Source organism: Tepidiforma sp. (assembly GCF_034433535.1).
Taxonomy (GTDB): Bacteria; Chloroflexota; Dehalococcoidia; order Tepidiformales; family Tepidiformaceae; genus Tepidiforma.
Map to the genome: position 1 here is coordinate 1 of NZ_DAOUAO010000001.1, position 25,112 is coordinate 25,112.

28 protein-coding genes, 1 tRNA gene and 2 riboswitches are annotated in these 25,112 nt (G+C 68.8%); of the genes, 22 read left to right on the plus strand and 7 right to left on the minus strand.

Features of this window, described 5'->3' with window-relative positions:
- Together rsmH and VAE46_RS00010 are read right to left on the minus strand one after the other, a co-directional pair.
- The coding region (gene rsmH / locus VAE46_RS00005) for a 16S rRNA (cytosine(1402)-N(4))-methyltransferase RsmH (RefSeq protein WP_322794842.1) at positions 1 to 794 on the minus strand (794 nt) is incomplete at its 3' end.
- Positions 795 to 804: 10 nt separating this feature from the next.
- Complete coding sequence (locus VAE46_RS00010) at positions 805 to 1,275, minus strand: hypothetical protein (protein WP_322794843.1); 471 nt, start codon at positions 1,273 to 1,275, stop codon at positions 805 to 807.
- Between the two features lie 166 nt (positions 1,276 to 1,441).
- Here VAE46_RS00010 and VAE46_RS00015 point away from each other — a divergent pair, with 166 nt between their 5' ends.
- Together VAE46_RS00015 and trmD are read left to right on the plus strand one after the other, a co-directional pair.
- Entirely contained in the window at positions 1,442 to 1,939 is a 498-nt protein-coding gene (locus VAE46_RS00015; protein ID WP_322794844.1) for a MogA/MoaB family molybdenum cofactor biosynthesis protein, read from the plus strand.
- Complete coding sequence (gene trmD / locus VAE46_RS00020) at positions 1,929 to 2,660, plus strand: tRNA (guanosine(37)-N1)-methyltransferase TrmD (protein WP_322794845.1); 732 nt, start codon at positions 1,929 to 1,931, stop codon at positions 2,658 to 2,660. Before VAE46_RS00015 ends, trmD begins: the two co-directional genes overlap by 11 nt.
- Here trmD and VAE46_RS00025 read toward each other — a convergent pair.
- Positions 2,644 to 3,177 (minus strand): hypothetical protein, encoded by a 534-nt coding sequence (locus tag VAE46_RS00025; RefSeq protein WP_322794846.1) that lies wholly within the window; start codon positions 3,175 to 3,177, stop codon positions 2,644 to 2,646. The genes trmD and VAE46_RS00025 overlap by 17 nt on opposite strands.
- A gap of 45 nt (positions 3,178 to 3,222) precedes the next feature.
- Here VAE46_RS00025 and VAE46_RS00030 point away from each other — a divergent pair, with 45 nt between their 5' ends.
- From VAE46_RS00030 to VAE46_RS00100, 15 genes are all read left to right on the plus strand, one after another.
- Positions 3,223 to 3,861, plus strand: a complete 639-nt coding sequence (locus VAE46_RS00030) for a helix-turn-helix domain-containing protein (protein ID WP_322794847.1) — start codon at positions 3,223 to 3,225, stop codon at positions 3,859 to 3,861.
- Positions 3,858 to 4,961 carry an ABC transporter permease gene (locus VAE46_RS00035; protein WP_322794848.1) on the plus strand — a complete coding sequence of 368 codons (1,104 nt, stop codon included), beginning with the start codon at positions 3,858 to 3,860 and terminating at the stop codon, positions 4,959 to 4,961. Before VAE46_RS00030 ends, VAE46_RS00035 begins: the two co-directional genes overlap by 4 nt.
- A 21-nt stretch (positions 4,962 to 4,982) precedes the next feature.
- The gene (locus tag VAE46_RS00040; RefSeq protein ID WP_322794849.1) at positions 4,983 to 5,678 is read left to right on the plus strand and encodes an ABC transporter ATP-binding protein; all 696 of its coding nucleotides are present in this window, start codon (positions 4,983 to 4,985) and stop codon (positions 5,676 to 5,678) included.
- Positions 5,679 to 5,738: 60 nt separating this feature from the next.
- On the plus strand, positions 5,739 to 6,833 hold the full coding sequence (locus VAE46_RS00045; protein ID WP_322794850.1) for an MraY family glycosyltransferase: 1,095 nt from the start codon (positions 5,739 to 5,741) through the stop codon (positions 6,831 to 6,833).
- Positions 6,830 to 7,210, plus strand: coding sequence for an HAD family hydrolase (locus VAE46_RS00050; protein WP_322794851.1), 381 nt, complete (start codon positions 6,830 to 6,832; stop codon positions 7,208 to 7,210). The genes VAE46_RS00045 and VAE46_RS00050 overlap by 4 nt, the downstream gene beginning before the upstream one ends.
- Positions 7,207 to 8,328, plus strand: a complete 1,122-nt coding sequence (locus VAE46_RS00055) for a tRNA-queuosine alpha-mannosyltransferase domain-containing protein (RefSeq protein ID WP_322794852.1) — start codon at positions 7,207 to 7,209, stop codon at positions 8,326 to 8,328. The genes VAE46_RS00050 and VAE46_RS00055 overlap by 4 nt, the downstream gene beginning before the upstream one ends.
- Positions 8,329 to 8,351: 23 nt before the next feature.
- A complete protein-coding gene (locus tag VAE46_RS00060) occupies positions 8,352 to 9,254 on the plus strand; it encodes a YihY/virulence factor BrkB family protein (protein WP_322794853.1) in 903 nt (300 codons plus the stop codon).
- 59 nt (positions 9,255 to 9,313) lie between these two features.
- Positions 9,314 to 9,952: a helix-turn-helix transcriptional regulator gene (locus tag VAE46_RS00065; RefSeq protein ID WP_322794854.1), complete on the plus strand. Its 639-nt coding sequence runs from the start codon at positions 9,314 to 9,316 to the stop codon at positions 9,950 to 9,952.
- 18 nt (positions 9,953 to 9,970) lie between these two features.
- A complete protein-coding gene (gene sufC, locus VAE46_RS00070) occupies positions 9,971 to 10,729 on the plus strand; it encodes a Fe-S cluster assembly ATPase SufC (protein ID WP_322794855.1) in 759 nt (252 codons plus the stop codon).
- Positions 10,730 to 10,750: 21 nt separating this feature from the next.
- A complete protein-coding gene (gene sufB, locus VAE46_RS00075; protein WP_322794856.1) occupies positions 10,751 to 12,154 on the plus strand; it encodes a Fe-S cluster assembly protein SufB in 1,404 nt (467 codons plus the stop codon).
- Between the two features lie 126 nt (positions 12,155 to 12,280).
- Positions 12,281 to 13,492 (plus strand): SufD family Fe-S cluster assembly protein, encoded by a 1,212-nt coding sequence (locus tag VAE46_RS00080; protein WP_322794857.1) that lies wholly within the window; start codon positions 12,281 to 12,283, stop codon positions 13,490 to 13,492.
- Positions 13,489 to 13,800, plus strand: a complete 312-nt coding sequence (locus VAE46_RS00085; RefSeq protein WP_322794858.1) for a non-heme iron oxygenase ferredoxin subunit — start codon at positions 13,489 to 13,491, stop codon at positions 13,798 to 13,800. The genes VAE46_RS00080 and VAE46_RS00085 overlap by 4 nt, the downstream gene beginning before the upstream one ends.
- 11 nt (positions 13,801 to 13,811) lie before the next feature.
- On the plus strand, positions 13,812 to 15,059 hold the full coding sequence (locus VAE46_RS00090) for a cysteine desulfurase (protein WP_322794859.1): 1,248 nt from the start codon (positions 13,812 to 13,814) through the stop codon (positions 15,057 to 15,059).
- A complete protein-coding gene (gene sufU, locus VAE46_RS00095) occupies positions 15,040 to 15,498 on the plus strand; it encodes a Fe-S cluster assembly sulfur transfer protein SufU (protein WP_322794860.1) in 459 nt (152 codons plus the stop codon). Before VAE46_RS00090 ends, sufU begins: the two co-directional genes overlap by 20 nt.
- Positions 15,491 to 15,820, plus strand: a complete 330-nt coding sequence (locus VAE46_RS00100) for a metal-sulfur cluster assembly factor (RefSeq protein ID WP_322794861.1) — start codon at positions 15,491 to 15,493, stop codon at positions 15,818 to 15,820. The genes sufU and VAE46_RS00100 overlap by 8 nt, the downstream gene beginning before the upstream one ends.
- 16 nt (positions 15,821 to 15,836) lie before the next feature.
- Here VAE46_RS00100 and VAE46_RS00105 read toward each other — a convergent pair whose 3' ends face one another.
- Positions 15,837 to 16,628 carry an enoyl-CoA hydratase/isomerase family protein gene (locus VAE46_RS00105; protein WP_322794862.1) on the minus strand — a complete coding sequence of 264 codons (792 nt, stop codon included), beginning with the start codon at positions 16,626 to 16,628 and terminating at the stop codon, positions 15,837 to 15,839.
- Between the two features lie 60 nt (positions 16,629 to 16,688).
- A complete protein-coding gene (locus VAE46_RS00110) occupies positions 16,689 to 18,431 on the minus strand; it encodes a hypothetical protein (protein WP_322794863.1) in 1,743 nt (580 codons plus the stop codon).
- Positions 18,432 to 18,452: 21 nt separating this feature from the next.
- Positions 18,453 to 18,605: riboswitch (cyclic di-AMP (ydaO/yuaA leader) on the minus strand.
- Between the two features lie 62 nt (positions 18,606 to 18,667).
- Between VAE46_RS00110 and VAE46_RS00115 the strand changes: the two genes are divergently transcribed.
- The 3 genes from VAE46_RS00115 (at position 18,668) to VAE46_RS00125 (ending at position 21,942) form a co-directional block, all read left to right on the plus strand.
- The gene (locus VAE46_RS00115) at positions 18,668 to 19,408 is read left to right on the plus strand and encodes a hypothetical protein (protein ID WP_322794864.1); all 741 of its coding nucleotides are present in this window, start codon (positions 18,668 to 18,670) and stop codon (positions 19,406 to 19,408) included.
- Between the two features lie 69 nt (positions 19,409 to 19,477).
- The gene (locus VAE46_RS00120) at positions 19,478 to 21,124 is read left to right on the plus strand and encodes a thiamine pyrophosphate-binding protein (RefSeq protein ID WP_322794865.1); all 1,647 of its coding nucleotides are present in this window, start codon (positions 19,478 to 19,480) and stop codon (positions 21,122 to 21,124) included.
- A gap of 29 nt (positions 21,125 to 21,153) precedes the next feature.
- A complete protein-coding gene (locus VAE46_RS00125) occupies positions 21,154 to 21,942 on the plus strand; it encodes an enoyl-CoA hydratase/isomerase family protein (RefSeq protein ID WP_322794866.1) in 789 nt (262 codons plus the stop codon).
- Positions 21,943 to 21,970: 28 nt separating this feature from the next.
- On the opposite strand, the gene VAE46_RS00130 is transcribed toward VAE46_RS00125, so the two are convergent.
- Both VAE46_RS00130 and VAE46_RS00135 read right to left on the minus strand, forming a co-directional pair.
- Positions 21,971 to 22,411, minus strand: a complete 441-nt coding sequence (locus tag VAE46_RS00130; protein ID WP_322794867.1) for a CBS domain-containing protein — start codon at positions 22,409 to 22,411, stop codon at positions 21,971 to 21,973.
- Positions 22,412 to 22,452: 41 nt separating this feature from the next.
- Positions 22,453 to 22,953, minus strand: a complete 501-nt coding sequence (locus VAE46_RS00135) for a pyridoxamine 5'-phosphate oxidase family protein (RefSeq protein WP_322794868.1) — start codon at positions 22,951 to 22,953, stop codon at positions 22,453 to 22,455.
- A 53-nt stretch (positions 22,954 to 23,006) separates the two neighbouring features.
- On the opposite strand from VAE46_RS00135, the gene VAE46_RS00140 reads away from it, so the two are divergent.
- Both VAE46_RS00140 and VAE46_RS00145 read left to right on the plus strand, forming a co-directional pair.
- Positions 23,007 to 23,080: transfer RNA gene (locus VAE46_RS00140), tRNA-Gly, on the plus strand.
- 292 nt (positions 23,081 to 23,372) lie between these two features.
- Positions 23,373 to 23,485: riboswitch (SAM riboswitch) on the plus strand.
- A gap of 214 nt (positions 23,486 to 23,699) precedes the next feature.
- Positions 23,700 to 24,698 carry an ATP-binding protein gene (locus VAE46_RS00145; RefSeq protein WP_322794869.1) on the plus strand — a complete coding sequence of 333 codons (999 nt, stop codon included), beginning with the start codon at positions 23,700 to 23,702 and terminating at the stop codon, positions 24,696 to 24,698.
- Positions 24,699 to 25,112: the final 414 nt, after the last annotated feature.

Sequence of the window (25,112 nt, forward strand, 5' to 3'; positions counted from 1 at the left end):
AAGTACTGCTTGACGATGCGGTCTTCGAGGGAGTGGAAGCTGATGACCACCAGGCGGCCGCCGTGGCGGTCGGGGCTTCCAGGGTCGAGCAGGCCGTGGGCGAGCGGAAGCACCTGGTGAAGGCTGTCGAGTTCACCGTTCACCTGGATCCGGAGCGCCTGGAAGACTTTGGTGGCGGGGTGATTTGGGGTGTGTCTCCTGGCACCCCCCACGGCCTGCCCGACGACGCTGGCAAGTTCGGTGGTCGTTCGCAGGGGCCGGACCGCGCGCGCCACGACAATGGCGCGGGCGATGCGGCGGGCGGCGGGTTCTTCGCCCAGGGCGAAGAACAGCTCTGCGAGCGACCGCTCGTCCCAGGTGTTGACGATCTCGGCGGCGGTTGGGCCGCCGGCCGATGGGTCCATGCGCATATCGAGGGGGCCCTCCTTCGAGAAGGAGAAGCCGCGCTCTGCGCGTTCGACCTGGTAGGACGAGAAGCCCAGGTCGAGGAGGATGCCATCGGCGGACGTCACACCGGCTTCCGCGGCGACCCTGTCGAGTTCGCGGAAGTTCGCGTGGACGAAGCTGACCCGCCTCCCAAACGGCGTCAGCCTCGCGCGCGCGAACTCCAGCGCCTCAGCGTCCTGATCGATGCAGAGGAGCCGGCCGTCGTCACCAAGACGGCGGAGGATGGCCTCGGCATGGCCGCCGAGACCGGTGGTGCAATCGATGTAGGTGCCTCCCGGCCGGATATCGAGCCAGACGATGGCTTCTTCGAGGAGGACCGGCTGGTGGACGGGCAGGGAGGACGTCATGACGACCACGTTACGCCCCCTCCCGCGGTGATGGCGCGCCGACGGTGTAGCCGGAGGCGGCGAGCCGGGCGCGGGCTTCCTTGCGCGCGGCCTCGCGCTCCTCATACACGCGGGCGTTCCAGATTTCGATGCGTCGGCCGACACCGACGACCTTGATTTCGCGCGCCTCTTTGCTAATGCGGGCGCGCTGGGCGAGGTCTTCGCGCAGGTTGAGGCGGCCCTGGGCGTCGATCTGGGTCGGCCAGAAGTTGGCGTAGAAGTCGCGGCGGGCGTCCTCCACGGCGGGATCGCCTTCGGGCAGGGAGTCGAAGATCTCGGCCTGCCGGTCGAACTCTTCGAGGGTGTAGAGGTGGAGGCAGTCATCGGCGGCGGCGCCGATGTAGCCGCCGGCTTTGAGGGCATCGCGGAAGGCCGGGGGGATTGGAACCCGTCCCCGGTCGTCGAGGGTGTAGTCGTAGGCGCCTGAGAAGCGTGCCAGCATCCCGCGTGCCTTCCCGGGGCTGGGCGGGAGCTCCCGCCGGCGTGGGAGAGGAGGGCTAACTCCCCATTTTTCCCCACTTCACCCCACGCGGATGGTAGGCGCTCCCCATAAACGGTGTCAACAGTTTTTTCGCGACGCCGCGCGGGGCGGGCGGTAGGATCGGGGTGTGGTTCGGGTTGGTATCTTGACGGTTTCGGACCGGGGCGCCCGCGGGGAGCGGGAGGACGCTGCCGGCCCGCTGCTGGCGCAGCTCGCGGAGGGGGCCGGGCATAGGGTGGCTGCCCGGGCGCTCGTGCCGGATGAGCGGGAGGAGATCGCGGCGGTGCTGCGGGAGTGGGCCGATTCCGGGCGCTGCGAGGTTATCCTCACCACGGGTGGGACAGGCCTGACACCGCGGGATGTGACGCCAGAGGCAACGCTGGCGGTGGGGGAGCGGCAGGTGCCGGGGCTGATGGTGGCGCTCGTCCAGAGCGGGCTCGCGAAGACGCCGTTCGCGGCGCTGACCCGGGGCGTGGCGGTCACGCGGGGGCGCACGCTGATCGTCAATCTCCCAGGGAGCCCGAAGGCGGCGGCCGAGGGGATGGAGGTGCTGTTGCCGCTGCTGGAGCATATTGGCGAGCTGCTGCGGGGGCCGGTGGAGCACGGGGTGGGCGATGCGGGTTGACGTGCTCACCATCTTCCCCGACGCCTTTCGGGGGCCGCTGGATGTTTCGATCGTGAAGCGGGCACGGGAGGACGGGCTGCTCGACTTCTTCGTGCACGACATCCGGGAGCACGCCCTGGACCGGCACCGTTCGGTGGATGACTACCCCTTCGGCGGGGGGGCGGGCATGGTGATGCGCGTGGATGTGCTCGACCGCGCGCTGGAGCATGTGCGGTCGCTGGCGCCGGAGCGGGGGCTGGTGGTGTACCTCTCGCCGGCCGGGGAGCGGCTGACCGACCGCATCGTGCGGGAGCTGGCGCGGGAGGAGCGGCTGATCCTCGTGTGCGGCCGGTATGAGGGGGTGGATGAGCGGTTCATCGAGCACTGCGTGGACCGCGAGATTTCGATCGGGGATTACGTGCTGACGGGGGGCGAGCTGCCGGCGATGGTGCTGGTCGACGCCGTGACCCGGCACATCCCGGGGGCGCTGGGCGATGCGGCCTCGCCGCAGGAGGAATCGTTCGCCGATGGGCTGCTCGAACATCCGCAGTACACGCGGCCGGCGGAGTACCGCGGCTGGCGGGTGCCGGAGGTGTTGCTGAGCGGGCACCACGCAAAGATCGAGGCCTGGCGGAAGGAGCAGCGCCTGGCGCGAACCCGCGAGCGGCGGCCGGACCTGCTTGGCGAAGGGGGCGACAGCGACCCCGGCGGCGCGGCCGGGTCGGCTAACCCTGGAGAATGAAGCGCAGGAATGAGCCGTTGGAGAGCGCGCCGGGCCGGGCGCGGCGGATGAGCTCGACCGTCTCTGCCGGCGGCAGTCCAAGCCGGCGGAGGAGCAGCCCGGTGATGAGCCCGCTGCGGTTCATCCCGTGGGTGCACATGACGTAGAGCGCACGCGGGGCGCTCGCGGGGTCGGCGAGGGTTTCGGCCAGCCGGTCCACCACCGGCAGGATGTGGCGCGAGGGGAGTGTGAGCACCTCGAGGTCGGAGAAAACGCAGGCGATGTGCTCGGCGGCGGCGAGGCGGTAGGGCCGGGGGAGGTCGCCGGCGCAATCGACGAGCCAGGCGTCGCCAAGGGTCGCGACCTGGAGCGGCTCGCCGGCGAGGCTGTGGGCGCCGCCCATCCAGAGCGCGGTGCTGAGGCCAGGGAGTTCGCCCGGGGCAGCGACGAGGCTGGCGCGGGGCGGGGCGTGGTGGGGGTGGAGGTCGCGGAGGGCGGGGTCTTCGAGCACGGCAACGGCTATGGTACGCCAGCTCACGCCGGCTCATTGCAAGCAAGTACTTGCACCCGCTACGGTGAAAGGGTGGAATCGACCGAGGAGCGGCTGCTGCGGGCCGCGCGGGAGGTCTTCGATGAGGAGGGTTTCCGCGGGGCGACCACGCGCCGGATCGCCGCACGCGCCGGGGTGAACGAAGTGACGCTCTTCCGGCACTTCTCCAGCAAGGAGGAGCTGATCGCTGCGGCGCTCCAGCGCGCCCATGCGGCGGCGCTCGAGCGCCTGGCGGCAGTTCGCCTGCCGGAGGAGCCGGGCGACCTCGAGGCGGAGCTGAGCGGCTACCTCACCGCGGTGCTGTACGGCTTCATCGGCGCGGGCCGGGGCGTGCGGACGGCCCTCGCCGAGTGGGAGCACCTCCCGGCCTACCACCGCTGGCTGCTCGGCCCGAGCGATGAGGTGATGAGCGAGCTGGAGCGCTACCTCGGGCGGGCGGCGGCACTGGGGCGCATCCGGGGTGAACCGGGACCGCGGACGGCGATGCAGGTGCTCACGGCGACGGTGTTCGCGGTGGGCATGCTCTCGCCGATGCTCCCGGGGCACTTTCCGGGCGGCCCCGACGAAACGGTCCGCGCCGCAGTGCGGCTGGTCCTCGATGGGCTGCGGGCAACGGGCGAACCGCCCGGGGCCGCGGCCGCCAATGCGGCAACGAAAGGAGCACCCGGGTGATTGGCTTTCTCGAAATTCGGCGACGGCGACTGCAGTTCTTCCTCATTGGGCTGATCGTGACGCTGATCAGCTACCTGGTGCTGATGATCAACGGCCTCGGCGTCGGGCTGAACGAACAGGCGGGGCGCGCGCTGCGCAACTTCGATGCGGACGCCCTCGCCTATTCGGACCGCGCCGGCCTGAGCGTCATCCGCTCGGAGCTGAGCTCGGAGGCGGTCGAGCGGATTGCGGCCGAATCGGGCGCGCGGGAGTGGGCGCCGCTCGGCTACATGGCGGTGAACTACACCCGGGAGGATGGCTCGGTGAAATCGGCTGCGGTGCTCGGGTTCGACCCCGGGACGATTGCTGAGCCGCCGGTCACGGGGGGCCGGGGGCTGGGAGCGGGCGACGCGAACGGGGTGCTGGCTGACCGCCAGTTCCTGCGCGCCTCGGGGCTGAAGGTAGGGGACACGGTGACGTTTTCCGTGCGGCTGCAGGAGCGCCAGTTCACCATCGTGGGTGAGATCAACGAAGGGGCGTTCTTCTTCCAGCCCTCGGTGTACCTGCTCCGTTCGAGCTGGCGGGAGCTGAAGTACGGGCCGGACGCGGCCGAGGCGCCCGTTGCCTCGGTGGTGCTGCTGAAGGGCGACGGGCTGGCCGGCAAGCGCGGGAGCGGCTGGGAGGCGGTTTCGAAGAGCACGGCGTTCGCCAACATCGAGGGCGTCTCGGGCCAGCAGTCGACGGTGCAGGCCCTGCGGGCCTTCGGCTACCTGATCGGCGGGCTGGTGATCGGGGTGTTCTTCTACGTGCTCACCATCCAGAAGACGCCACAAATCGGGGTGCTGAAGGCGGTTGGGGCGAGCACGGCGTTCGTGTTTCGGCAGCTGCTGATCCAGGCGCTGCTCGTAGCGCTGGGCGGTGTGGTGGTGGCGGTTCCGCTGGCCTGGCTGACGAACCGGGCGATCCAGCAGGTGCCGGACCCGGTGCCGATCGCGTTCACCACCGGGACGTTCGTGACTACGTCGCTGCTGCTGCTGGTGATGGCCGTGGTGGGTGCGCTCTTCTCCGGCAGGCAGGTGGCGAAGGTCGACCCTATCATCGCCCTCGGGCAGCAGCAGTAGCGGCAGGAAGGAGTGCAAGGGATGAGTGTCACGCTCGAGGTTTCGAACCTTTCGAAGACGTACGGCGAGGGCGACCGGGCGGTGGCGGCGGTGCGGGGCGTGAGGTTCGCCACCGAGCCGGGCGAGTTCGTGGCCATCGTGGGCCCGAGCGGTTCGGGCAAGACGACGATGTTGGCCATGATTGGCGGCCTGCTGACGCCCACGTCGGGCTCCATCCGGGTGAACGGGCAGGAGATCGTAGGGCTGCGCGGGAAGGCGCTGGCGGAGTATCGCCGGCGGAAGGTGGGCTTCGTGTTCCAGGCGAACAACCTGCTGCCGTTCCTGACGGCGCGGGAGAACCTGCTGGTGATGGCCCGGATCAACGGCTCGGACATGCGCGCGGCGCGGGCGCGGGCCGACCAGCTGCTCGAGGAGCTGGGGTTGACGCACCGGCGGGATGCCCTCGCCACGGAGCTCAGCGGGGGCGAGCGCCAGCGGGTCGCCATTGGCCGCGCGCTGATGAACGACCCGGAGCTGGTACTCGTGGATGAGCCCACCGCGAGCCTCGATTCCGCGCGGGGCCGGCAGGTGGTGCAGTCGCTCATTGCGGAAGTGAAGGGGCGCGACAAGCTCGGGATTATGGTCACGCACGATATGGCGATGGCGGAGCTGGCTGACCGCATCCTGGAGATGCACGACGGGCAGCTGACGGAGCGGCTGGCGGGCGTGGCAGGCTGACCAATCGGCCAGCGCAGGGTACTATCGCCGACATGCTACAGCCGGTTGGGGTGAGCGGCCATGGGCATTGAGCTGGCGACGGCGGTCATCGCCTTCGCGGTGGCCCTGCCGCTCACGTGGGCGCTGAAGCTGCCGACGAAGCCCGGCCGGAAGGGCGAAGCGATGCCGCGCATCGGCGGGCTGAGCATCCTTGCCGGGTTTGTGGCGGCGCCGTTCGCGATGGCGCTGGTTTCGGAACAGGCGCGGGACTTCCTCAGCGAGGACTGGCGGCAGTTCCTGATGCTCGGCGTGTGCGGGGGCATGGTCTGCGCGATGGGAGCGCGCGATGACTTCCGGGACCTGGACTGGCGATTCAAGCTGGGCGCGCACCTGCTGGCCGCGACGGGGCTCTACCTTTCGGGGTTCCAGGTCGAAAAGATGACCATCCCCGGCGGCGATACTGTGCATCTCGGGCCCCTGGACCCGGTGGTCACGGTCGCCTGGGTGGTGCTGGTGACGAACGCGGTGAACCTGGTCGATGGCAAGGATGGGGTGGCCGCCGGGATGGCGGCGATGGTCTCGGGGACGATGTCGTACATCGCCTGGGACCTGGGGCACGACCTGATCGCGATGCTGTTTGCCGCGCTAGCGGGCGCCTCGCTGGGCTTCCTGCCGTTCAACATTGGGCGGGCGCGGCGCTTTCTTGGCGATTCGGGGGCGTACTTCCTCGGGTTCAGCATGGCGGGGCTGAGTGTGGCGGGCTCGCTCGATGAGACGGGGCGCGTGCCGCTCTACATCCCGCTGGTGGCGCTCGGCCTGCCGGTGCTCGATACGGGCGTGGCCTTCCTGCGGCGTTTCCTCGATGGACGGCACCCGATGCACGCCGATTTTGATCACTTCCACGACCGCATCGAGCGAATGCTCGGCTTCTCCGGCCTGCAGGTAACGCTGGCGACCTACGTGCTCACCGCCCTCTTTTGCGCGGGCGCGCTCCTCGCCCACACCTGGTACAAGAGCGTCGGCTCGGCGGTGGTGAGCGCCGCGGTGCTGGCGTTCGGCATCGCGCTGTTCGTGGCGCTCGGGTACGGGCGGACGATGTGGAATTCGGCCCGCGTGCTGGGCTGGCGGGGCAGGCCGGTGACGGTTCCCGGGAGCCAGGGGGAGGGCGGCGGATGAACATCTTCTTCGACGTGGACCAGACGCTGGTGCACATCAGCCACGAGACGAACGTCCTGCGGCCGCGGGCGAAGGAGGTCATGCAGCGCCTCAAGGAGGCCGGCCACCGGGTGTACGTGTGGTCCGCATCGGGGCTGGCGCATGTGGAGCGGGTGGTGCACCTGCACGGGCTGAGCGAGTGGGTGGACGGGATGTTCGACAAGGATCCGCGGGTGGCGCCGAGGCCCGACTTCATCATTGATGACGACTGGTACCTGGTGGAGAAGTACGGCGGCTACTGCGTGAGCCAGTACCGCGAACCCGACCCCGAGGACCGCGAGCTGGAGACAGCGCTCCTGCGATTGACCGAGCTAGGGGCGTTCGATCTGGGGGCATGAGGAGGGCGCTCTTTCTCGAGCCGTTCTACGGCGGGAGTCACCGCGCGTTCCTCGAGGGGCTGGTGCGGCATTCACGGCACGAGTGGACAGTCCTGCCGCTGGAAGGGAGCGGCTGGCGGCGTCGGATGCGGCTGGGTGCGGAGGAGCTCGCCCGTGCGTTCGAGGGGGTGCAGGGAGGCTTCGATTGCCTCGTGGCGAGCGACATGCTCGACCTGGCGGAGTTCCTGGCGCTGACGCGCCGGAGGCTGGGCGACGTGCCGGCGATGGTCTATTTCCACGAGAACCAGGTGACGTATCCCCGGCTGCGGGGGACGAAGTTCAATTCGTGGTTCGGGCAGATCAACTATCGCTCGGCGCTGGCCGCGGATGTGGTTGCGTTCAACTCTGCGTTCCACCGGGAGGATTTCCTCGGCGCGCTGAGGCAGCTCCTGCGCGAGCCGAACAACTGGCTGACCGAACAGGGCGTTGACGCCATCAGGGCGAAGTCGTTCGTCCTGCCGCTCGGTCTCGAGCTGGGCTGGGTCGACGGTCCGGGGGAGCGGCAGGGCGGGCCGCGACGGCTGCTCTGGAATCACCGCTGGGAGTTCGACAAGTCGCCGGAGCTTTTCGAACGGGCGGTCACGCGGCTGGCGGAGGAGGGGGTGGGCTTTCGGCTGATCATTGCCGGGGAGCCGGGGGACAACCCGAGCCCGGCGATGTGGCGCATCCGGGAGCGGCTGGGCGATTGGGTGGAGCACTTCGGCTACGCGGAGGACCGTGCGGTCTATGCTCGGCTGCTGCGACGGGCCGATATCGCGGTGAGCACCACCCGGCATGAGTTCTTCGGGATCGGGATGGCCGAGGCGATGTACGCCGGCTGCATTCCCTGCGCGCCGCGGCGCTACGCCTACCCGGAGCTGGTGCCGGCGGAGTACCACTGGCTGCTGTGGCGCGACGAAGAGGAGCTGGTCGAGCTGCTGCGCCGGCTGCTGACCGGGCCGCTCCCGCCGCGCGAGCCGTTTCGGGAGGCGGCGGCGCGGTTCGCCTGGCAGCGGATGGGCCCGGACTGGGACACGGCCATCGATCGGCTCGCAGCGGGACGCTTCGCCGGGGTGGAGGCCCGCGGGGTGGTCGGCTGAGCGGCCGGTCTATCATGGGGAGCATGCGCGAACTGGCCGAGCGCCGCTGGCAGGCGCTCCCGGGCGGGCTGCGGGCCCCCTTCGAGGTGGTCGCCACCGCCGTTCGGCTGTACGTGGCGGATAACTGCCCGACCTACGCGGCGGCGATCGCCTACTACGCCATCTTTTCCATCTTCCCGCTGGCGCTGATCACGCTCTCGTTCTTCGGCCTCCTTGCGAACCGGGAGGCGCTCGCCGACTGGGTCTTCGAACAGGTGCCCCTGCAGGAGACCGAGGATGTGCGGGCGAACGTGGATGCCATCATCCGGCGGGCGCAGCAGTTCAGCCCGGCGAGCCTCGGCTTCGGCCTCCTGTTCCTGGTCTGGTCCTCAAGCGGCATTTTCGGCGCGGTGCGGAACGGGCTGAACGCGGCGGCGCACGCGCGGGGCGAGCGGCCGTTCTGGCGGGGCAAGCTCATCGACCTCGCGCTGGTGGCAGTCGTCGGCGGGCTGGTGGCACTGTCGGTCACGATGACGGCGGTCGCGCGGGTGGTCGCGGAGTACCTCGACGCCATCGGGCCGATTGCGCTGGACCGGGCGGCGCTGGTCCAGCTGGTGGGGGTGGTGCTGGCTCCGGCCGCAACGCTGACGATGTTCCTCATCCTGTACCGGCTGGCGCCGGCGGCGCGCCCGGCCTGGCGGGATGCGCTGGCGGCGGCCTTGCTGGCGACGCTCCTCTTCGAGGTCGCGAAGAACGTGGTCGCCATCCTGGTCGCGCAATCGAGCTTCTCGCGGGACACGGCGATCTACGCCGGCTTCGGGACGGCGCTGGCGTTCCTGCTCTGGATGTACATCAACGGGTCGATCCTGCTGCTTGGGGCGGAGTTTGGGAGGGCGCTGCGGCTGCGCCGGACCGGTGAGCCGGCCAACAGCCGGAGGGCATCCTGAGGGAAAACTTTTGCAACATAGAAGTAGCGAAAGTCGCGCAAGCGTGCTAGGGTGGAAGCATGCAGGGGACGCGCGACCGGATCCTCGCCTACCTGATCGAACACCGCGGCGCCCGCGCTGAGACGCTGGCCGAGGAGTTTGGGATCACGCCGGCGGCGGTGCGGCGGCACCTCGAGAACCTGCGCGCCGATGGGCTGGTGGAAGCGCGGACCGTGAAGCAGGCGACGGGCCGCCCGTACTACGCCTTCTTCCCGACCGAGAAAGCCCTGGGGACCATCCCGCCGGCCTACGCCGACCTGATGGAGCGGATGCTGCGCGGGCTCGAAGGCCGCCCCGACGTGGTGGCCGCGGTGATGGCGAGCGCTGCGGAGGCGCTGGCCTCGCGCCACCGGGACGAGATTCCCGATTCGGGCGCGGTGGAGGAAGTGGTGGCGCGGGTCACCGAGGTGCTGCGGCGCGAGGGCATCCTCGAGGCGTGGCACGCCGGCCCGGACGGCATCCACCTGATTACCACCAGCTGCCCCTACCAGGCGGCGGCGGTGGTTTCGGACCTGCCCTGCCAGGCCGACCGCCGGGCGATCGAGCTGCTCGTGGGGCGGGAGGTCGAACAGCTGCATCGCATCGTCGATGGAGCGCCGTGCTGTGAGTACCTGGTTCGAGGAACGCCGGACCAGCCAACCATCATCGAAGTGAACTGAGTAAAGGAGAAGAACCTGATGACCGCACTCCTGGAGATCCGCGACCTCCGGGCCGGGATTGGCGAGAAGGAGATCCTGAAGGGGCTCTCGCTCTCCATCAACGCCGGCGAGATCCACGCCATCATGGGGCCGAACGGCTCGGGCAAGAGCACGCTGGCGAACGTGCTGATGGGCAACCCGAGCTACACGGTCACGGGCGGCGACATCCTGTTCAAGGGCGAATCGATCCTGGAGATGTCGCCCGATGAGCGGGCGCGGAAGGGGCTGTTCCTGGCTTTCCAGTACCCGGTGCCGATCCCGGGCGTGACGCTGGTCAACTTCCTGCGCCAGGCGCTCAACTCCATCCGCGGCGAGGAAGTGCCGATTCGGGAGTTCCGCGAGCGGCTGTTCGCGAAGATGGAGCTGCTCAAGGTGGACCAGGATTTCGCGCGCCGCTATGTCAACGACGGTTTCAGCGGCGGCGAGAAGAAGCGGGCCGAGATGCTGCAGATGGCGGTGCTCGAGCCGGCGATGGCGATCCTCGATGAGACCGACTCGGGGCTGGATATCGATGCGCTGCGGACCGTGGCAGAGGCGGTCAACACGCTGATGAACCCGAACATGGGCCTCCTGCTGATCACGCACTACCAGCGGCTGCTGAACCACATCCGGCCACAGTTCGTCCATGTCCTGGTGGATGGCCGGATTGTGCGCTCGGGCGGGCCTGAGCTGGCGGAGTACCTCGAGGCCCGCGGGTACGACGAATTCGAAGCGGAGCTGGCTCGCGCCGGCGCCTGAGTGAAGCAAGGAGAAGGCACGATGACGACGGCACCCGAAGCGATCGTGGGCGAGTACAAGTGGGGGTTCTACGACCCGGAGGAGGCGCTGTTCAAGGCGAACAAGGGCCTCAGCCGGGAGATCGTGAACATCATTTCCGACATGAAGGGCGAGCCGCAGTGGATGCGCGAGTTCCGGCTGCGCGCGCTCGAGATCTTCTGGCAGAAGCAGGACCCGCCCTGGGGCAGCCCGCAGCTGAAGGAGATCGACTTCGACGACATCCACTACTACGTGAAGGCCACCGACCGCGATGAGCGCAGCTGGGAAGACGTGCCCGAGTACATCCGGCGGACGTTCGACCGCCTGGGCATCCCGGAGGCGGAGCGCAAGTACCTCGCCGGAGTTGGCGCGCAGTACGACTCGGAAGTGGTTTACCACAACATCCGGGAGGACCTCGAGAAGCAGGGCGTGATCTTCCTCGGCACCGACCAGGCGCTGAAGGAGCACGAGGACATCTTCAAGGAGTACTTCGGGACGGTGGTGCCGCCGGCCGACAACCGCTACGCGGCCCTGAACAGCGCGGTCTGGAGCGGCGGCTCGTTCATCTACGTGCCGAAGGGCGTGAAGGTCGAGATCCCGCTGCAGGCGTACTTCCGCATCAACACCCAGAACATGGGGCAGTTCGAGCGGACGCTGATCATCGCGGATGAGGGCAGCCAGGTGCACTACGTGGAAGGCTGCACGGCGCCGATCTACCGGAGCGATTCGCTGCACAGCGCGGTCGTGGAGATCATCGTCAAGCGCGGCGCACGGGTGCGGTACACGACCATCCAGAACTGGTCGAACAACGTCTACAACCTCGTGACGAAGCGCGCGGTGGCCTACCAGGATGCCGTGATGGAGTGGGTGGATGGCAACCTCGGCTCGAAGCTGACGATGAAGTACCCGAGCGTGTACCTGATGGAGCCGGGCGCTCACGGCGAGATCCTCTCGCTGGCGTTCGCAGGGAAGGGCCAGCACCAGGACGCGGGGGGCAAGATCGTTCACGCGGCCTCGAACACGACCTCGACGATCATTTCGAAGTCGCTGAGCAAGGACGGCGGGCGCACGAGCTACCGCGGCCTGCTGAAGGTGTACGAAGGCTGCGAGAACGTGAAGTCGACGGTGCGCTGCGATGCGCTCCTGCTCGATGAAACGTCGCGCTCGGACACCTACCCGACGATGGAGATTGACGCGCCGAATGTGCACATCCAGCACGAGGCGTACGTTTCGAAGCTGGGCGAAGACCAGCTTTTCTACCTGATGAGCCGCGGTCTTTCGGAAGAGGCGGCGGCGAAGATGATCGTGAACGGGTTCGTCGAGCCGATCGTGAAGGAGCTCCCGATGGAGTACGCGGTCGAGCTGAACCGGCTCATCGAGCTGCAGATGGAGGGCGCCGTCGGCTGAGCGGCGCCGCGGGGAGCGGTCGGGCCGGTTCGGCCGGCCGCCCCGCCCTGGCCGGGCGCTGGACGCCCCGGCGGGGGTTCCCCGTGGGTTGCGGCTCCGGCCGCCGGTGTGGAAAGGACAGGAACGATGACGACCAGTGTCGCTGTGGATATTCGAGGCAGGAGCCGCGAGGTCGGTGCGGGGCTCGGCGACCGCCCGTGGCTGACTGCCCTGCGCGAGCGGGCGGCGGAGCTCGCAGAGCAGCTCGCCTGGCCCGATAGCTACCAGTCGCGCCCGTGGAAGTACTACGACGCGACAACGACCGACCTTGGCCGCTACCCGGTGGACCGCGACGAGGCCATCGCGACGACGGTGCCGGACGGGGTGACCGTCACGACGCTCGGGTTCGCCGAGGGGCGGACTGAAGAGCTGCTCGCGGCGCAGCTTGGACGCGCGGTGGAGCCGGGCACCGACCGATTCACGGCGCTGCACTACGCCTTCCTGCGCGATGCGGTGCTGGTGGACGTGCCGGCCAACCTGGAGGCGGCCCAGCCGGTACGCATCACCCGCACGTTCGAGGGGGCGCAGCTCGCGGCCCCGCATACGGTGATCGTCACGGGGGCGAACAGCCGGGTGACGGTCATCGAGGAGTACAGCTCTGACGGCGCGGACATCCTCGCGGTGCCGGTTGCCGAGATTGTGCCGGGGCCGGGCTCCGAGGTTCGTTATTATGTCGTTCATAGCTGGGGGCCGGGGACGCGTGCCTTCGCCTATCAGCAGGTCCGCGCAAAGGAGCGGGACGCCGCCCTGCAGAACCTGCAGCTCGTGTTGAGCGGCAAGGTGGTGAAGGGGCAGATGGTCTCGGCGCTGGAAGCGCGGGGGACGGGGAGCGAGCTGCTCGGGCTGGCCTACGGCCGCGGTGAGGAGTACGTCGACTTCTACACGCTGCAGGACCACATCGGGCCGGACACGCGGAGCGACCTGCTCTACAAGGCGGCGCTGCGCGACTCGGCGCGGTCGGTGTATTACGGCCTGACGCGGGTGGGGCTGGGCGCAACCAATGCCGATGCGAACCAGGAGAACCGCAACCTTATCCTGAGCACGACGGCCCGGGCGGATAGCGACCCGGTGCTGGAAATCCTGACGAGCAACGTGATCCGGGCCTCGCACGGGGCCACCGCGGGACCGGTCGACGAGGAGCAGCTCTTCTACCTGCAGGCGCGCGGCATCCCGCGGCCGAAGGCCGAGGCGATGCTCGTCTGGGCATTCCTCGAGGAGGTGGTCGCGCGTGTCCCGGATGAGGCCGTGCGGGAGGAGCTGCTCGCGAAGCTGGCCGAGAAGGTGGAGCGCACCGCATGAGCTGGGTGGCCACGTTCCCCGCCGAGGAGGTCGCGCCAGGCACCGCGCGGGTGGTGGAAGCCGGGGGACGGCGGATTGCGGTCTGCAACACCGGCGACGGGTTCTATGCGATCGACGACGTGTGCACCCACGACGGGGGTCCATTGGACCAGGGCCGGCTCAACGGTCACGAGATAGAGTGTCCTCGCCACGGCGCACGTTTCGACGTGGTCACCGGGCGCGCCCTCTGCCTGCCCGCGGTTCGGCCGGTGCGAACGTACTCGGTCCGCGTCGAAGGGGGGCTGGTCGAGGTCGACGTCCCGGCGTGAAGGAGGCTGGCATGCTCGATGTCGCGCGCATCCGGGAAGACTTCCCCATCCTGCGGGAGCTGATTCACGGCCGGCCGCTCGTGTACCTCGATAACGCGGCGACGACCCAGAAGCCGCGGGCGGTGATTGATGCGCTCGTTGGGTATTACGCAACGTCGAACGCGAACATCCACCGCGGCATTCACACGCTTGCCGTGCGCGCGACAGACCAGTACGAGGCGACGCGCGGCAAGGTCGCCGGCTTCATCGGCGCTGCGGGGCCGGAAGAGGTGATCTTCACCCGGAACGCGACGGAGGCCATCAACCTCGTGGCGCGCGCCTGGGGCGATGAGGCGGTCGGTGAGGGCGACGACATCGTCCTGACGCTGATGGAGCACCACTCGAACATCGTGCCGTGGCAGCTGCTGGCGCGCCGGCGCGGGGCCGTGCTGCGTTACGCGGGAATTGACGCCGAGGGTCGGTTGAACCTCGACGAGGTGCGGGCGCTGATCGGACCCCGGACGAAGCTGGTAGCCGTCACCCACATGTCGAACGTGCTGGGGACGATCAACCCGGTGGCCGAGATCGTGGAGATGGCGCACGGCGCCGGGGCGCTGGTGCTGGTCGATGGCGCCCAATCGGTGCCGCACCTGCCGGTCGATGTGCAGGCCCTGGGCGCGGATTTCCTCGCGTTTTCGGCGCACAAGATGCTGGGGCCCACGGGCGTCGGCGTGCTGTGGGCGAGGCGGGAACTGCTCGAAGCGATGCCGCCGTTCCTCGGCGGGGGCGACATGATCGCGGTGGTGCGCCCGGAAGGTTCGACCTGGGCCGACCTGCCGCACAAGTTCGAAGCCGGCACGCCGAACATCGCCGACGTGGTCGCCTTCGGTGCGGCCATCGACTACCTGCAGTCGCTGGGGATGGCTTCCGTGAGGGCGCATGAGCTCGAACTCACGGCGCTGGCGATGGAGATGCTGCGGCGCGTGCCCGGGGTACGCATCTTCGGCCCCGAGGACCCGGAGGAGCGCGGCGGCGTGGTCAGCTTCGCGATGGAAGCGGCGCACCCGCACGACGTGGCCACCATCGCCGACGGGTTCGGCGTCGCCATCCGGGCGGGGCACCATTGCGCGCAGCTGCTGATGCGGGCGCTGGGCGTGCCGGCAACGAGCCGCGCGAGCTTCAGCGTGTACAACGGGCCGGATGACATTGCGGCGCTGGCGGAGGCGCTGGGGCAGGTCAACCGGGTCTTTGGAGTGGGCCGTGAGCGAGCCGCCGTTTGACGACCTCTACCGCGAACTGATCCTCGACCACTACCGGCGGCCGCGGAACTACGGGCCGCTGCCCGCTCCGACCGTGCAGGCAGAGGGGGTCAACCCGGTCTGCGGGGACGAAATCCACCTCGACCTGCAGGTTCGGGACGGCACGATCGGCCAGATCGGATTCTGGGGGCAGGGGTGCTCGATTTCGCAGGCGAGCGCCTCGATGCTGACCGACCGCCTCAAGGGGCGGACGCTCGAGGACGCCGAGGAGGTCGCGGGAAAGGTCCGGGCGATGCTGGTCGAAGGTGCGCCGCCGGACCGTTCGCTCGGCGACCTGGAGGCACTCGAAGGGGTGGCGAAGCTGCCGGTGCGCGTGAAGTGCGCGCTGCTGGCGTGGAATGTGTTACTCGAAGCGCTGCGGCAGGCAAAGGCCGCGGCCAGGGAGGTGCAGCATGGCTGACGAAACGACGACGACCCAGGCCCCGACCTACGAGCAGCTGCGCGAGAAGCTGCGCGAAGTGAAGGACCCCGAGATCAACATGAGCATCGTCGACCTCGGGCTGGTGTACGACATCCAGTACGACAACGGCGACGTGCTGGTCACGATGACGCTCACGAGCCCGGGCTGCCCGCTCGGGCCGATCATCCGGGGCGAGGCTTACGCGAAGCTGCGCGAGCTGCCCGGGGTGAAGGACGTCGACGTGCAGATCGTGTGGAACCCGCCATGGGACCCCCGGACGATGGCCAGCGAAGACGTCAAGATGGCGCTGGGCATCTGGTAGCCGGCAGGTGCCGGGGCTAGCGGCCCTTCCAGTCGGGGTCGCGGTGCTCAAGGAAGGCACGGACGCCTTCCTTGAAGTCCTCGCTGGCGAAGAGGCGGGTGATGGTGGCGGTGCTCGCCGCGAGGTGGTCCATCGGCTCCCGGGAGAGGCCGCGGTAGAGCAGCCGCTTCGTCTCGGCGGTGGCCAGCGGCGACCCGCGCGAGACGGAGTGGGCGAAGGCCAGCGCACGCTCCATCAGCTCCGCATCGGGCACGATTTCGTGGACGAAGCCGATCTCGCGCGCCCGGGTGGCGCTAATGATTTCGCCGGAGTAGAGCAGGTAGGCAGCGTTCTGGAGGCCGACGATGCGCGGCAGCAGCCAGGTGCCGGCGGCGGTATCGGGCACGAGGCCGCGGTGGACGAAGACCCAGCCGAAGCGGGCTGATTCGGCGGCGATGCGGAAGTCGCACTGGGAGGTGAACTCGACGCCGACGCCGACCGCGACGCCGTTGACCGCCGCGATGGTCGGCTTGGCCAGCGCGGCGAACGTCCAGGGCGCGGGGCGGTCTTCGGGGTAGGCCTGCCCGAAGGATTCGGCCCTGCCGGCAGTGGGCGGTTGGCCGGAGAGCTGCTGGAGGTCGGTGCCGGCGCTGAAGGCGCGGCCGGTGCCGGTGAGCACGAGGGCGCGGACGCGGTCGTCGGATGCGGCCTGTCGGATGGCCTCCTCGATCGCCCCGAGCATCTCGTAGGTGATGGCGTTCATCTTTTCGGGGCGGTTGAGGCGCAGGACGGCGGTGGAACCTTCGAGGGTGTACTCGATGTCGGCCACGGGGCTGCCTCCGGGGGTGGGTGGTTCGCCCGTGACGATACGCGAGCGGGGCACGCGCGGCTACTTGCCGCCGGCAATGCCGACCGGTTCGGCGACGGGCTCGGATTCGAGCGCGGGCACGGCGGGGCGTACCGGCAGAGCACGCCCGCCCTTTTCGGCCACGCGGTAGACGAGGCCGCGGCCGGAGGCGAGCTTCCACTGGGCGTGAAGCGCCGGCAGGCTGGCAAAGAAGAACGTGATGACCGCCATCAGCGGCCACATGGCGAGCCCGGTGAGGTAGGCCCAGCGGGAGACGTAGGCCGGGCGCGGCCCACGGGTGCGGAGTTCGAAGACGATCATGGCGAGGAGCGGGAAGAGGCAAAGGGCCACGAGGATGCCGGGGAGGTTGAGCCACATGGTCGGCTCGAGTACGCCTTCGCGGCCGATGGTGAACCAGCGCGACGGCTCGAGCAGGTGCTCCGGGTGCCACCCCGTGCCGGGAACTTGGTAACGGCGAGTCCACCAGCCGGGGAGCGGCGCATCGAAGGCGGCGACGAAGCGGGACGGCAGGAAGATGCCCAGCGTGACGATGTACCACTGGGCGGCCCAGAGGACGTGGACCTTGGTGACGGCCCCGGCGAGGAGCAGCCGACGCCGCCAGGAGAGGCGGGTGCCGGGCCAGGCAGCAGCCCGCCACGCGTAGGGGATGTCGCTGGCGCCCCAGGCGTGACGCACGCTCTGGGCGTAGTGGGCGCGCAGGGTCTTCCAGTAGCCGTCGGTGAGCACGCAGTCGTTGCCGAGGGGGAGGAAGAGCGGCTCGACGTTGACCTCATCGCCGAGGGCGAAGCTGCACTTCAGGTAGAGATGCCAGTCTTCGGGGATGACTTCTTCATCCCAGTAATCGACCTGGTGCAGCATCCGCCAGCTGAGCGAGTAGCAGCTCGTGGGGAAGCGGACGGAGCCGGGGATGAGAAGATTGGAGGTGCGATTGATGCCCGAGAGTCCGTCGGGAATGCGCAGGGGAGCGGGGATTTCCCAGATGTTGTTCGAGTTGAAGATGGTCGGCTGCCAGAAGGTGCGATAGGGCCGCCGGGCGGTGAGGAAGAGGTAGTTCAACGCGGCGAAGTGCGACGGGTGGAAGACGGCGTCTGCGTCGCAGCTGGTGACCGTGTAGCGGCGGAGGTCGTCCTCGCGGTATTCGATCAGGCGGCGGTAGGCCTCGCGAGCCGCCCAGGCCTCGTTGGAGCCTTTGCCGGGCGTCTCCCCGGGGATGCCGGCGGGGTGGAAGGTGGCGAAGATATCGGCGAACACGCCCGGGTAGCGGGAGATAAGCCGTGCGGCTTTTTCGCGGGCGCCGGGTTCGCGCTCTTCCATGGCGAGAACGACGACGAGCTGGCCGGCGTTGACCTGGGCAGCGAGGGAGTCGATGGTGCGGGCGAGGCCGGCCTCGGATTCCTTGTAGTTCGGGATGATGACGAGGTGACGGGGCCAGTCCCACGGGCGGGCGAGGCCGTGCTCTGCGCGCCACCGGTCGTAGCGGGCGCGCCAGTCGGTCGTTTTCCAGCGTTCGATGCGGCGAAGACCGATGAAGCAGGCGATGGCAACGGAGTAACTGCGCAGCAGCCAGTAGACGAAGAAAGCGGTGCTCAGGAGGGCGTACAGGAGGGGTGCCTTGAAGGGACCCCAGAAAATGAAGCTGATCAGGAAGAGCGAAGCGGCGAGCGGGAAGGCGTTGCCGAGGCGCTCGGCAAGCGGCGAGCGAGCGGTGACACTGGGGGCGATAGCATGAGGCGCGACGGAGGTGAAGGAAGGCCTGGCGACCATCGGCGAAAGTAGCCTCGAACCAGGGTCTTCCTACGCCGCCGAGGTTAGCTGACGGGCTGCGACCGGAGATAGCCGCTCCGCCTTCACGCCGGGCCCGCGCCCGGCGCCGGGCGGATTCGCCCCGCGAACTGGTTCCCCCGTTCTGCCCGCGGGCAGACTAGGCGTTGCGGGACGGTGCCCGCAGATGCATCGTTGGGGGCTGGCGCACTAACGTCAAGACATCCAGGAGGTCACGCATGACGTACCGGGGTAGCCGCGAACCTGGGGCGGTGCAGGTTTCGGAAAGTTTGCTCGGTGATTTGCGGCAGGTGAACTTTTGGTTCCGCTGCGAGGGGGAGCTGGTGCCGGGCGTGGCCTACCTGCCGACGGGTGCGACCGAGCCGATGCCGCTGGTGCTCATCCAGCACCCGGGAATGAGCAGCAAGGATGAATACTTCGTGAGCGAGGTGGGCCAGCGCTGGGCCAAGCGGGGCTGGGTGTGTGCGGGGCTCGATGCGCCGCTCCATGGTGAGCGCCAGGAGCATGACCCGATGGCGCTCTTTCGGCGGCCGGAGCGCTACGAGGAGGTGCGGGCGCAGTTCGCCCGGGAGGTGGCGATGGCGCTGGATGTGCTCCCGGGGCACCTGCCGATCGATACGGCCCGGGTGGGCTACGTCGGCTATTCCCTCGGGAGCATGCTCGGGATCGCTGCGGTGGCGCGCTCGGGGCGGTTCCGGGCGGCGGCGTTCTGCCTGGTCGGCGAGGGCGGGCTGGCCGGGAGCGTTTCGGGACCGGATTCCGATGCGGCGAAGCTCGGCAGCGTGGCGGTGCGCATTGTCGGGAAGCTCAACGACGAGCTCATCCCGCGCGAACGGACGGAAGCGCTGTACGCGGCCCTGTCGGGGGAACGCGACCTTCAGTGGCTGCCGGGCGGGCACTTCGAAATCGGGCCGGATGTCATCCGGCTGGCGGAAGAGTGGATGCGCCTGAAGCTGTGAGCCCGCGGGGCGGGGAACGCCGGGGGTGCGTATACTCCGCTACGCGATTCGAGCCAGGAGCACCAGCTGATGGGGAACATGATTGACGGGGGCGAAATCATCGCCCGGATGATCAAACAGGAGGGGATTGGGCACATCTTCACCCTCTCCGGCGGGCACATCCAGAACATTTACGAAGGGTGCCTGAATAACGACATCGGGATCATCGATACCCGGCACGAGCAGTCGGCGGGACACGCGGCGGACGGCTACTCGCGCATCACCTTCAAGCCGGGCGTGGCCGTGGTGACGGCCGGACCGGGCGTGACCGACGTGGTGACCGCCGTGGCGAACGCCTACCAGGCCTCGAGCCCGATGGTCGTGATCGGCGGGCGCTCGCCGCTGCGGCAGTACGACATGGGCTCGCTGCAGGATATCGAGCTGCTCGACGTGATGAAGCCGATCACGAAGTGGGCACAGACGGTCTATGAGACGCGCCGCCTGCCTTATTACATGGCGATGGCGTTCCGGGAGGCGATGACCGGCCGGTATGGGCCGGCGTTCCTGCAAGTGCCCTCGGATGTCCTGTTCGGGAAGGTGGATGAGGACAGCATCGAGTGGCCGCGGAACTACCGGGTCACGGGCGAAATCATGGGCGACCCTGCCCTCATTCGAGAGGCCGCGGAGCTTATCAAGAAGGCCGAGAAACCGATGGTGATGGCCGGCTCGGGGGTCTTCTGGCACCGCGCGCACCGCGAGCTGGCGGAGTTCGCCATGGCCGCCGAGCTGCCCGTCTATACGAACGCGATGGGCCGCGGGACGATGCGGCAGGACCACCCGAATTTCTTCTCGCTCTCGCGCAAGCCGGCCTTCGCGCAGGCGGACGTGATCGTCATCCTGGGGACGCCGATCGATTTCCGGCTGAAGTACGGGCGCCCGCCGGCGTGGAACCCGGCGGCGAAGGTCATCCAGATCGATATCGACCCGCGGGACATCGGGCGGAACCGCGATTTCACGATCGGCATCGAGGCGAATATCCGGCAGGCGCTGCTACAGCTGACGGCCGAGATCGGCCGGGCCGAGCATCGCGAATGGATGACGTACCTGCGCGGGCTCGAGAACCAGGCCGATGAGCAGCGGGCGTACTTCATGAACTCGGACGCGGTCCCGATTCACCCGCTGCGGCTCTGCAAGGAGATCGCCGAGTTCGTTGACGACAATACGATCGTGGTGGGCGACGGCGGCGACATCGTGGCGCTTGCCGCAAGCGTGCTGCCCATCAACAACCCGGGCCAGTGGATGGACCCGGGCCCGTTTGGCACGCTCGGCGTGGGGACCGGCTTCTGCATGGCGGCCAGCGTGGCCGCGCCGGACAAGAAGGTGCTTATGGTGAACGGCGACGGCACCTTCGGGCTGAACGGCTTCGACTTCGACACGTTCGTACGGTTCAAGATGCCGGTGGTCTCGGTGGTGGGGAACGACCGCTGCTGGCACCAGATTTATGTTGGCCAGAAGGCCCAGTACGGCGAGGGCCGAACGCCCGCGACGGTGCTGGGGGACAACGCCCGCTACGACAAAGTGGTTGAGGGGCTGGGCGGGCACGGCGAGTACGTGGAGCACCCGGAGCAGATCCGGGCAGCCATTGAGCGGGCCTTCGCCAGCGGCAAGCCCGCGTGCGTCAACGTGATCATGGACCCCGAGCCGGCCGGGGTGAAGGGCGGCTACGAGTTCAAGTAGCGCCCGTCGAGACGGGAAGGAGGACGGCGATGGAACACATCCTGGTCGAACGCGATGGCCGGGTGGCGACGGTAACGCTCAACCGCCCGGAAGTGATGAACGCGCTGAATCGGCAGATGTATGCGGAGCTGGAGCAGGCCTTCCGGGAGCTGCACCGCGACCCGGAGACCTGGTGCATCGTGCTGACTGGCGCTGGCCGCGCCTTCTGTTCCGGCGATGACGTGAAGCAGATCATGCTGGGCGAGCAGCGCGACGAGACGGTGACCCGGCTGCGGGAGGTGAAGCCCCGGCCCACACCCGCGGCAGCCGCCGTGCTGGAGTGCGATAAACCGGTGATTGCTGCGGTGAACGGCGCGGCGGTGGGCTGGGGGATGGACCTGACGCTCTTCGCCGACATCCGTATCGCCTCGGAGCAGGCGAGGTTCGGAGAGCTGTTCATTCGACGCGGGCTGGTGGCCGACCTCGGGGGCCTCTGGCGCCTCCCCCAGGTGGTGGGGCCCTCGAAAGCGGCGGAGCTGCTGTTCACCGGCGACGTGATTAGCGCGCAGGAGGCGCTCGACATCGGGCTGGTCTCCCGGGTGGTCCCCCACGAGGAGCTGCTGCCGACGGCGATGGCGCTGGCAAAGAAGATCGCTTCGAACCCGCCGATTGCGATGCGCTACATGAAGGAGGGGCTTCGCCGCTCGCGCCATGCGACGATGGCGGAAATGGGCGAGTTCATCGGCAACGCGCTGGCATACCTGTTTACCACCGAGGACCACCGCGAGGGGGCGCTGAGCTTCGTGGAGCGCCGGGAGCCGGTCTTCCACGGGAGGTAGCGCCTCACCCGCGAGCAAGGAGGCGACCTTAGCTCAGGCGGCCGGTGATGTAGTCGGTCATCTTCCGGATGTGGTCTTCCTGGTGCATGGTGACCCAGCGAAGCAGGTCGCCGATGGAGATCATGCCGACGAGCCGGCCGTCTTCGAGCACGGGCAGGTGACGGAAGCGCCGGGAGGTCATGAGGCTCATGGCCTCCTCGACGTGCCATTCGGGCGAGATGGTGATGGGGTCGCGGGTCATCACCTCGGCGACGCGGGTGAGGGCGGGGTCGCGATCGGCATCGACGACCCGGCGAAGGACATCGCGCTCGGTGAAGATGCCGACCGGCCGTTCGTCTTCGACGACGAGGAGGGCGCCGATGCCCTTTTCGTTCATCTGTCGAACGGCCTCGGCGACGGTGGCGGTGCGGGCGATGGTGTAGACGTGCCGCCCTTTTTCGGCGAGGACGCTGGAGACGTAACCGTACACTGGGCACCTCCTTGCCGGTAGATTCCCAGTATACGCTCCTGTCAAGTGGCGCTTTCGCGGGAGCGGCGCAGCGAGGCGAGCTTGAAGTTATCCCAGGTGACGATCTTTTCGGGGGTGAAGACGACCCAGCGCCAGTTGCGGCCGCGGGCGGTCGATTCGTTGCGGCGGGGTTCGGCGGGCTCGCCGTGGCCGCCGGCATACTTCCTGCCCATCTGCCAGCGCACCTCCTCGAGGTGGGGGTCGGCGGCTTCGGCGTCGGCGTCTTCGAGGACGCGGGCGGTGCCCTGGAACATGGCGCCCTGGAGTTCGGGGAAGCGCTCGTTGCGGTCGACGAGGATGGTGCAGGTGGGGTTGCGGCGGAGGTTTTCGACCTTCTGGCCGCGGCAGTAGGTGTAGATTTTGCCGCCGGCCCAGCCGAACCAGAGCGGGGTGAGGTTGATGCGGGTGCCGGGGCCGATGGTAGCGATGCGCATGTTCCAGGAGGTGGTCATGAGCTCATCGAGCTGCTCGGGGGTAAGGGCGAGTTCTTTGGGGATGGGCATGGCAGACCTCGAATGTAGGGGTACGGCGTGATACTCTACAGGGAGTTGAGCGGGCGGGTGTGGTTCAATGGCAGAACGCGACCTTCCCAAGGTTGAGACGCGGGTTCGATTCCCGCCATCCGCTCCACGGTTTTGAATCTGAGCAGGGGCCTGAGATGTTCGGGCCCCTGAGCGTTTGGCTACGGGCTGGCTACCGAATTGCTGTACAGGGTGCGGCCCTCGCCGAATTCCAGCGGCCGCAAGGGCGGCGGGATCCAATGCGAATGGTTAGGCAAATCCCGGCAAGAGGCGCCCGACTCGAGCGCCGCGCTGCCGCCCAGCCACGTCCCCTCAAGCGGCCTCGACCTCCCCGGTGCAATCACGCCGACGGTTGACGCCCGCGGGGATTGTATTCCTCCCGGGGATATGCCATCTTCGTGGCTGTATCGAGAGAGGCGCGAGGGTCCCGGCCCGATGACCGCCCGGCAACCCGGTGGACGCCGCCAGGGTGCCAAAGCCGGCCCCTCCCCAACCGGGCGGGGGACGATGCGGCTCACGTCGGAGCAACCAACGGCGTGGGCTCCTCCGCGCAGGAGACTGCTCCTGCGACACAGGCAATGGGGGAGGCCAACATGAGCTTCACGACCACCTGACCCCGTTCTGCTTCCGCGCCCCTGTACCGGTGCGCTCCTCCCGGCAGGCGCCGCCGACCAGCGCCGGCGGTCTCGCTTTCCTCTCTCGACGATTCCTGCCAGGGAGGAACCCCCATGAACCCCACCCTTGAAGCACTCTCCATCGCCGTCCAGGCCCGCGTCCCGGTGCTCCTCTGGGGCCCGCCGGGCACCGGCAAATCCTCGACCGTCCGCAAGCTCGGCGAGTCGCTCTGCCTGCCCGTCGAGACCGTCATCGCCTCCATCCGCGAACCGTCCGACTTCGCCGGGCTCCCGGTGGTGGGCGAAGGCTGCGTGACCTTCGCTCCCCCGTCCTGGGCCACGCGCCTGGCGAAGGCCGGCGAAGGCATCCTCTTCCTCGACGAGCTGACCACCGCCCCTCCCGCCGTCCAGGCTGCCCTGCTCCGCGTCGCCCTCGAACGGACCGTCGGCGACCTCGAGCTTCCCCCCGGCGTCGCCGTTGTCGCGGCCGCCAACCCGCCCGACCAGGCGGCCGGCGGATGGGAGCTCAGTCTGCCGCTCGCCAACCGGTTCCTGCACCTCGAGCGGCAGCTCAGCGCGGCCGCCTGGGTATCGAGCATGGCGTCGGGCTGGAAACGCCCGGCGATTCGTGACTTGCCCGCCTCCTGGAACGCCGCACGGACGGAGGCCCGGCGTTCGGTGGCGGCCTTCATCGACCACCGGCCCGACCTGCTCCTTAAGCTGCCGAACGAACGGGCGCAACAGCACCAGGTCGGAGCCTGGCCGTCGCCGCGGTCGTGGGAGATGCTGGCAACGGCCCTGGGGGCCGCCTGGTCGGTGAACGCTTCGGCTGCCGCTGTCGAGAAGCTCGTCATCGGCGCAATCGGCGCCCCCGCGGCGCGGGAGTTCCTCGAGGGGCTGCGCACCGGGTTCTCGTGGGACGCGGCGGACATCCTTCGCCATCCCGACCGCTTCACGCTGCCCAGCCGGCCCGATGCGCTCCTCGCCCTGCTCGATGCCGTCTGCGTGCGCGTCATCGAGGGGCTGCCCACCCCGCAGGGCGATGCCCTCTGGGATGCGGGCTGGCAGGTCCTCGCCCGTGTCGCGAAGCGCCGGGGCGCCGATGTCGCCTGAGGGCCGGGCTCGAGGACCCCGTGCTCGATGGGCTGCGCATCCACGGCCTGCTGCCGGACAGCCCGGTTGCCCGCTCCCCGGCAGCGACCTTCGAAACCGCCCGGGGCATCCTCGCCCGGGCCATGCCGTTCCTCACCGCAGCGGTCTCCTACCTCCGGCCGGCGGAGCGGCCCGGGCGCCGGCCGGGGGCCCGATCGCCGGCTCCCGGGCCGACGGTGAGCACGTTGGGCCGGGTCGCTGGGGGGCGCAGCGAGTGGGAGCAACCTGGCGGCGCGTGCCGGGGTTTCAGTCCCCTCGCGGGGATTTGGTGGGTGAAAGTACAGGTTTTTGACCTGCATATCGGCATCGCTGCTGTCAAACGGGCTTCAGTCCCCTCGCGGGGATTTGGTGGGTGAAAGTATACGGCATGCTCGA

Excerpts from the sequence above, each read along its gene's own strand:
- VAE46_RS00010 (WP_322794843.1), bottom strand. The coding sequence starts at position 1,275 with ATGCTGGCACGCTTCTCAGGCGCCTACGACTACACCCTCGACGACCGG.
- trmD (WP_322794845.1), top strand. The coding sequence starts at position 1,929 with ATGCGGGTTGACGTGCTCACCATCTTCCCCGACGCCTTTCGGGGGCCG.
- VAE46_RS00040 (WP_322794849.1), top strand. The coding sequence starts at position 4,983 with ATGAGTGTCACGCTCGAGGTTTCGAACCTTTCGAAGACGTACGGCGAG.
- VAE46_RS00045 (WP_322794850.1), top strand. The coding sequence starts at position 5,739 with ATGGGCATTGAGCTGGCGACGGCGGTCATCGCCTTCGCGGTGGCCCTG.
- VAE46_RS00050 (WP_322794851.1), top strand. The coding sequence starts at position 6,830 with ATGAACATCTTCTTCGACGTGGACCAGACGCTGGTGCACATCAGCCAC.
- VAE46_RS00055 (WP_322794852.1), top strand. The coding sequence starts at position 7,207 with ATGAGGAGGGCGCTCTTTCTCGAGCCGTTCTACGGCGGGAGTCACCGC.
- VAE46_RS00060 (WP_322794853.1), top strand. The coding sequence starts at position 8,352 with ATGCGCGAACTGGCCGAGCGCCGCTGGCAGGCGCTCCCGGGCGGGCTG.
- VAE46_RS00065 (WP_322794854.1), top strand. The coding sequence starts at position 9,314 with ATGCAGGGGACGCGCGACCGGATCCTCGCCTACCTGATCGAACACCGC.
- sufC (WP_322794855.1), top strand. The coding sequence starts at position 9,971 with ATGACCGCACTCCTGGAGATCCGCGACCTCCGGGCCGGGATTGGCGAG.
- sufB (WP_322794856.1), top strand. The coding sequence starts at position 10,751 with ATGACGACGGCACCCGAAGCGATCGTGGGCGAGTACAAGTGGGGGTTC.
- VAE46_RS00080 (WP_322794857.1), top strand. The coding sequence starts at position 12,281 with ATGACGACCAGTGTCGCTGTGGATATTCGAGGCAGGAGCCGCGAGGTC.
- VAE46_RS00085 (WP_322794858.1), top strand. The coding sequence starts at position 13,489 with ATGAGCTGGGTGGCCACGTTCCCCGCCGAGGAGGTCGCGCCAGGCACC.
- VAE46_RS00090 (WP_322794859.1), top strand. The coding sequence starts at position 13,812 with ATGCTCGATGTCGCGCGCATCCGGGAAGACTTCCCCATCCTGCGGGAG.
- VAE46_RS00100 (WP_322794861.1), top strand. The coding sequence starts at position 15,491 with ATGGCTGACGAAACGACGACGACCCAGGCCCCGACCTACGAGCAGCTG.
- VAE46_RS00110 (WP_322794863.1), bottom strand. The coding sequence starts at position 18,431 with ATGGTCGCCAGGCCTTCCTTCACCTCCGTCGCGCCTCATGCTATCGCC.
- VAE46_RS00115 (WP_322794864.1), top strand. The coding sequence starts at position 18,668 with ATGACGTACCGGGGTAGCCGCGAACCTGGGGCGGTGCAGGTTTCGGAA.
- VAE46_RS00120 (WP_322794865.1), top strand. The coding sequence starts at position 19,478 with ATGGGGAACATGATTGACGGGGGCGAAATCATCGCCCGGATGATCAAA.
- VAE46_RS00125 (WP_322794866.1), top strand. The coding sequence starts at position 21,154 with ATGGAACACATCCTGGTCGAACGCGATGGCCGGGTGGCGACGGTAACG.
- VAE46_RS00135 (WP_322794868.1), bottom strand. The coding sequence starts at position 22,953 with ATGCCCATCCCCAAAGAACTCGCCCTTACCCCCGAGCAGCTCGATGAG.
- VAE46_RS00145 (WP_322794869.1), top strand. The coding sequence starts at position 23,700 with ATGAACCCCACCCTTGAAGCACTCTCCATCGCCGTCCAGGCCCGCGTC.